The organism is Shewanella sp. 5S214 (assembly GCF_041439795.1).
Classification (GTDB): domain Bacteria; phylum Pseudomonadota; class Gammaproteobacteria; order Enterobacterales; family Shewanellaceae; genus Shewanella; species Shewanella vesiculosa.
This window is the reverse complement of record NZ_JBGOOV010000004.1, coordinates 217,432-223,863: the sequence shown is the minus strand read 5'-3', so window position 1 is coordinate 223,863 and position 6,432 is coordinate 217,432. Positions and strand designations below refer to the sequence as shown.

Here is a 6,432-nt window from a genome sequence, read left to right as displayed (position 1 = left end):
GTGAAAGGCTTTCCTAAGCGTTTGTTTAATGCCTATCCACAAGACATGCCAGCACAATACGTTACTGCGGAACGTGTCAATGCCATGATGGGCAGCGCCAAACAACCACAAGATAAAGCCGCTCAGGCATTGAGCCCTGAAAAACTGTATCAAGCTTTTGAAAGCGACAGTGCCAGTTGGTGGAAATTTGATCCTCGAGTAGATTGGTTAATTGAGTTTTTAAAGTCTCACCGCAGCAAAAAAGTACTGATTATTGCCAGCCAAGCTGAAACGGCTTTAAGTCTTGAAGAAGCATTACGTACTCGCGAAGGTATTCAGGCAACGGTTTTTCATGAAGAAATGTCGATTATTGAACGTGACAAAGCCGGGGCGTATTTTGCCCAAGAAGAAGGCGGTGCTCAGGCATTAATTTGTTCTGAAATCGGTTCTGAAGGTCGCAATTTCCAATTTGCTAGCCACCTAGTACTGTTCGATTTGCCGCTTAACCCTGATTTACTAGAGCAGCGGATTGGCCGTTTAGATCGTATTGGTCAGCTAAACGATATTCAAATTCATTTACCTTACCTGCGCGATACCGCCCAAGAAAGATTAATGCGTTGGTATCATCAAGGATTGAATGCGTTTGAACTCACTTGCCCGAGCGGACATGTGTTATTTAACGAATTTGCTGATGAGCTGATTAACGTGCTGTGCGACGATGATGAAGAGGTAATGACCCAATTACTCAATCATACTCAGCATCGCTACAAAGAGCTTAAGCAAGCAATGGAGCAAGGCCGCGATAAACTGCTAGAGATCAACTCTCATGGCGGCGAGCGCGCTAATGCGTTAATTAAACGCTTGTCAGACAGTGATAATGATACCCATCTAATCGGTTCAGTGATCCGTTTATGGGACATTATTGGTGTTGATCAAGAAGATCGTGGTGAAAACTCGATTATCTTGCGCCCTAGTGAACACATGATGTTCCCAACGTATCCTGGGCTGCATGAAGATGGCATCACAGTCACCTTCGATCGCACCACGGCGTTGGCACGTGATGACATTGCCTTTATTTCGCAAGAGCACCCTTTAGTGCAAACTGGCTTAGATTTAATCACCGGCTCAGATACCGGCACCACCAGTGTAGCCATTCTAAAAAATAAGGCGTTACCTGCAGGTACCCTGTTTTTAGAATTGATTTACATGGCCGATGCCTCGGCGCCAAAGGCGAGTCAGCTATACCGTTATTTACCACCCACTCCTATTAGAGTGTTGCTGGATAAAAATGGCTTAAACATGGCTGACAAAGTAGATTATGCCAGCTTTGATAAGCAACTTAGTGCGGTTAACCGTCATATTGCCAGTAAGCTTGTTAATGCATCGCAGCCTATTTTGCACCCTTTATTGGCCAAAGGTGAAGAGTTTGCCAAGCAATCGCTAGCACAGTTAGTGGTCGATGGCCGCGCTAAAATGACTCAGCAACTCACTGGCGAATTGGAAAGACTAGAAGCCTTAAAAGCAGTTAATCCGAACATTCGTGAAGACGAACTAGAATATATTCGTAATCAAATGGTCGAATTAACGGGCTATATGGACAATAGCCAATTACAGCTTGATGCAATACGTATGGTGCTTGTTAGCCATGTATAACGCTTAACTCGTTGTAGCAATAATGTCGTGTAAAAAATGCCCTGTTTATCAGGGCATTGTTTTTACTCATCGTTATACATTAAGCTAATCATATTAAGTGTTTTTTACTGAGAGGTTATGGTGCAATTAGGACGACTAAGTCTGTTATTAATCGTAACAGTAAGCTTATTAATGGCCATGCCGAGCGTAAAAGCGCAGCAACCTTATGCTTACCTATCTGCTGATGAAATAAAATTTATCACTATTGACGGTAAACAAAGTGAAATTCTGGTCCGGTCTTGGCAGAGCAAAAAACACTTTGGCTCGGCGGTGATTGTGGCCGCGTCAGACACAGATGCAGATGCCGCGGGTTTAGCCAGCTATCTGCGGACTAATATTAATAGCCTCGGCTGGGCGAGTATTAGCCTCACACCAGCAAAAGGCTTATATCGACCAAACTATGCCACTAAACCTGAAGAAATTACTAAAGCAGGCACAGAACAATTACAATTAAGTAGTGACAAAAGCATTCCTAAATATGAATCATCTCAGTTACTTGAACTGAGAAATTTTCAACAAACCAATCTAAATGAAGCCCTAAATCAATTACCCGCAACCACCAGTTTATTCCCAGGCGGAAAGATTATGATTGTGCTTGATGACAGCGCCGGCATGATCATCAATTTGCTCTATGAAAAAAAAATTCCTACGCCAGATGTACTGGTCATCATCAACCCTTATCGCGAGTACGAATATTTAATCGATCCGCAAAGTCAGCGTAAATCAATTGCCGAGCAATTAGTGACTATGTCGATTCCAATACTCGATATTCAATCGGCTGATGCACACCCTAATTCGATTGAACAAGCCACTACTCGACTTAATTACAATCAAGTTAAACCGGCTCGATACTATCGCCAATATCAGATGAGTTTAGATTTAAGCAATGCTAGTGGCTGGGAAGAAGCCCTGAATCAAATTGAAGGCTTTTCCCGAACCGTTATCGGTAGATAGTCATTGCATCGATACATTAGTGCTAATCGATTTACTTACCACCAAGACTGACGAACGCGATAGGCCTTATGTGGATTTTTAGTTTGTCTAATCGCAGCAATCACCCGGTTTTCCCCCAATAATAATCGAATTTGGCTCAACGATTCCCGGGCTAATAAACTGCGTACAGAGGCACTCCAACTTTGATTGATACTGCGTTTAATGGCGGCATTGGCATCGGGCGAAGTACGCATAATTTTTTGAGCTAATGCCGTAGCATACTCATAAGCGTTATCACTTATTTGAGTCACCAAACCTAGCTCAAGCGCTTGCTCAGCAGTTAAAATATCCGCGGTATAGGTCAACATCAACGCTTTGTCTTTCGGCATAATTTGTCTTAATGCCACCAAACCAGCCATATCTGGCACAAGCCCCCACTTTGCTTCCATTATCGACAACTTACAATGTGGCGTGGCAATACGAATATCAGCACCTAGCGCTATTTGGGTGCCACCGCCATAACAACAGCCGTCTAACACCGCAATAACAGGAATCGGTAAACGCTGCCAGCCCAAAGACACCCGCTGAGCTAAGTTTGCATTACCTGGCAACCACTTAAATAATAGCTTCAAGGCACTGGTGGGTGAACTCGCCACACTCTTCACATCTAAGCCTGAACAGAAATTGCCTTCGGCGCCGGATAAAATCACCGCATTAATCTGTTTATCAGCTCTGATCTGCTTAATAAGCGCATCTATCGCGGTAAACATCTCAACATTAAGCGCATTTATTTTACTGGGTCTGTTTAGGCAAACATGGGCAATACCATGCTCAACCCTGAACTTAATTAACTCTTTTTCCATAAAGCACCCTATTACTGGTCAGTCCAGTTTTTAGACTAACATATCTGGACTATCTGCCGAATAGTAATAACATGACAAATAATCAGCATTGGTCAAAATGTTGCCACGCTTTATTTTGAACAATATTCCATTGAGTGTTAGCCTGATACAGTATTAATTTAGGCATAACCATCCACTCTTCATGCTTCTACACGAAATATAACGCCAGATTGATATGACATTGATGACATTGTGGTAACAGCCATACAAATGTTACCAACTTAATTAAATGTTAAAACTAAGTTATCAATATTGTAAGCAAATACGTATAATGAGCTAACGAACAAAAAATCGCTGTAAATAGTCTTATAATTATAACTATCCGCCTCATACCACTCGCGGTTGCATAAATGAGTGTTTTTTTCTTAAAGGCGAAATAAGGAAGACCAGCAACAATGACCATTCCAATATTAATATGCGACGACTCTGCACTCGCCAGAAAACAAATGGCAAGAACTCTCCCCAAAGACTGGGACGTTGAAATTAGCTACGCCACCAATGGTGCCGAAGGGCTTGAGGTCATTCGCGCAGGTAAAGGTGAGATTGTCTTTCTCGATCTCAACATGCCGGTGATGGATGGTTATGAAGTACTCCAAGCGGTACAACAGCAAGATTTACCCGCGCTGATCATTGTGGTGTCAGGTGATATTCAAATTAAGGCCCATGAGCGAGTCAAAGCTTTAGGTGCTCTGGACTTTATTCAAAAACCCGTTAGTGCAGAAGCTATCAGCCATATTTTGCAAGAGTACGGCATTTTAACCCTTACTCAGGGTAATAAAGCTGACGACACTCCAATGATGAAAGTTGATATGCGTGACGCATGCCAAGAAATCGCTAACGTCGCTATGGGTAGAGCAGCAGACTTACTCGCTAAGCTTCTAGATGTATTTGTATTATTACCAATCCCAAATGTGAACGTGCTAGAAGTTAGTGAATTAACCATGGCCTTAAAAGCCACCGAGCGAAACTCAACTGTCTCAGGGCTGTGCCAAGGATTTATTGGTGCAGGAATCGCTGGTGAAGCATTATTGCTGTTCCATGACTCTAGCTTTGAAGACATGGCCAAATTGATGGGCTTAGATAATCCAGAAGACATCACCACAGAAATAGAAGTGATGATGGATACCGGTAACGTGCTCATAGGAGCATTTCTAAATGGTATATCTGAACAACTTGACATGAAATTCAGTCAGGCACATCCGGTTGTACTTGGCAGACATTGCAGCGTCAATGAACTCATTCACGACAACTCAGACAAATGGCAACGAACTCTAGCGATGGAAATCAACTATCGAATCGAAGATTACAATATTCAATGTGATCTTTTGCTGCTGTTTACTGAAGACTCTATTCCTACGCTTAACTATAAGCTTGGCTACTTACTCGATTAATGTTGGATACTCTTTATGTCAAATGACCAAAGTGCGATGAATGAGCTTCACTGGCTAATCGATATGGTGCAAACCATTGAGGTAGGCTTAGTTGTGCTCGATCGCGACTATAATATTCAGCTTTGGAATGGTTTTATGGAAAACCACAGCGGCGTATCACCGAACTCCATTAAGGGTAAAAATCTGTTCGAACAGTTTCCAGATTTACAGGCTGATTGGCTGAAGAAAAAAATGGAATCGGTATTTGTATTAAAAAATCGCACTTTTATTAGTTGGGAACAACGTCCATACGTATTCAAGTTTAAAAACTATCGGCCAGTAACGGGACGAGCTGATTTTATGTATCAGAACATTACCTTACTACCATTAGCTTCATTAACAGGGCAAATCACCCACATCAGTATTATTGTCTATGATGTAACCGATATAGCGGTAAATAAACTGCAATTAAAATCGGCCAATGAGCAACTGGAGCAATTAAGCCAAACCGATGGCTTAACCCAGCTACATAACCGTCGCCACTGGCAAGATTGTATGGAAAAAGAGTTTGATCGCTATTCACGTTACGGTGATGCGGCATCTTTAGTCATGATTGATATCGATAATTTCAAACTGATTAACGACAAGTATGGTCACCCTGCTGGCGATAAAGTTATCCAACATATCGCTTATCTGTTAACACAAGCATTACGTGAAACCGACTGTGCCGGCCGTTATGGGGGTGAAGAGTTTGGCGTGGTGTTATCTAAAACCACAGCCGAAGATGCACTGAACTTTACCGAACGGTTACGAAAACGCATTGAAGAATCTGAAATAGCATTCGAAAATCGCCTGATAAAAGTCACTATAAGTATAGGGATTAATGATTTAGATTCAGAAATAGACAATAGCTCTACCTGGTTATCCGGTGCAGATAAAGCACTATATCTTGCTAAACAACAAGGTCGTAATCAAAGCGTTATTAATAAGTAATAGGTTATCAATAATTGCTATTCAGCCATAAAAAAACGCTCATCATGGATGAGCGTTTTTTATGGTATTCAGCAAATGATTACTTAGTGAAATTTATCATCTGAGTCATTATCATCTTCGTATTCATCATCTTCAAATTCATCGTCTTCTTCGTCGCCTTCAACTTCATCACCAACAAAGTAAGTTCCCCAACCGTCATAGTCTACTTTTTGCTTGGCGGCGAGTTGAATTAACTGTTCACAGGCTTTATCCAATAAAGGCACTTCTAGCTTATGCTTAGCGATAGCATCAAAACAGAAAATAATCGAGCCATCTTCAAGCTCCATTTCTTCGGCATCGTTCACTTCAAAACCGAGTTTAAATGCGTCAACAGCGGCTTTTTCTAAACGATCAAAATTGGTCGCAGAAAAATGATGTTCAATAGTATATTCCGCATCAGGCTCTGAACCATCGGCAAGTAAGGCATCAACAATTTCAAGATTTTCAGCAAATTGTTCTTTTAACTGACGCTCAACAGACATGGATTACTCCGTAAATAGGACCTGTAAAAATTTATTCAATTA

6 protein-coding genes are annotated in these 6,432 nt (G+C 41.6%); 4 read left to right on the top strand and 2 right to left on the bottom strand.

The window, feature by feature from the left end; genetic code table 11:
- Nucleotides 1–1,632 (top strand): RNA polymerase-associated protein RapA (gene rapA, locus ACED29_RS04415; RefSeq protein WP_371697134.1); only part of this gene is annotated, 1,632 nt, incomplete at its 5' end.
- Between the two features lie 117 nt (nt 1,633–1,749).
- Nucleotides 1,750–2,625, top strand: coding sequence for a DUF3530 family protein (locus ACED29_RS04410; protein ID WP_124015117.1), 876 nt, complete (start codon nt 1,750–1,752; stop codon nt 2,623–2,625).
- A 35-nt stretch (nt 2,626–2,660) separates the two neighbouring features.
- Here the strand turns inward: ACED29_RS04410 and ACED29_RS04405 are convergent, their stop codons facing one another.
- On the bottom strand, nt 2,661–3,467 hold the full coding sequence (locus ACED29_RS04405; RefSeq protein WP_182755390.1) for a crotonase/enoyl-CoA hydratase family protein: 807 nt from the start codon (nt 3,465–3,467) through the stop codon (nt 2,661–2,663).
- Between the two features lie 434 nt (nt 3,468–3,901).
- Here ACED29_RS04405 and ACED29_RS04400 point away from each other — a divergent pair, with 434 nt between their 5' ends.
- Together ACED29_RS04400 and ACED29_RS04395 are read left to right on the top strand one after the other, a co-directional pair.
- On the top strand, nt 3,902–4,897 hold the full coding sequence (locus ACED29_RS04400) for a response regulator (RefSeq protein ID WP_124015119.1): 996 nt from the start codon (nt 3,902–3,904) through the stop codon (nt 4,895–4,897).
- Between the two features lie 15 nt (nt 4,898–4,912).
- Nucleotides 4,913–5,869, top strand: a complete 957-nt coding sequence (locus ACED29_RS04395) for a diguanylate cyclase (RefSeq protein WP_371697133.1) — start codon at nt 4,913–4,915, stop codon at nt 5,867–5,869.
- 83 nt (nt 5,870–5,952) lie between these two features.
- Here the strand turns inward: ACED29_RS04395 and rraB are convergent, their stop codons facing one another.
- On the bottom strand, nt 5,953–6,390 hold the full coding sequence (gene rraB / locus ACED29_RS04390) for a ribonuclease E inhibitor RraB (RefSeq protein ID WP_124015121.1): 438 nt from the start codon (nt 6,388–6,390) through the stop codon (nt 5,953–5,955).
- Between the last annotated feature and the right edge of the window lie 42 nt (nt 6,391–6,432).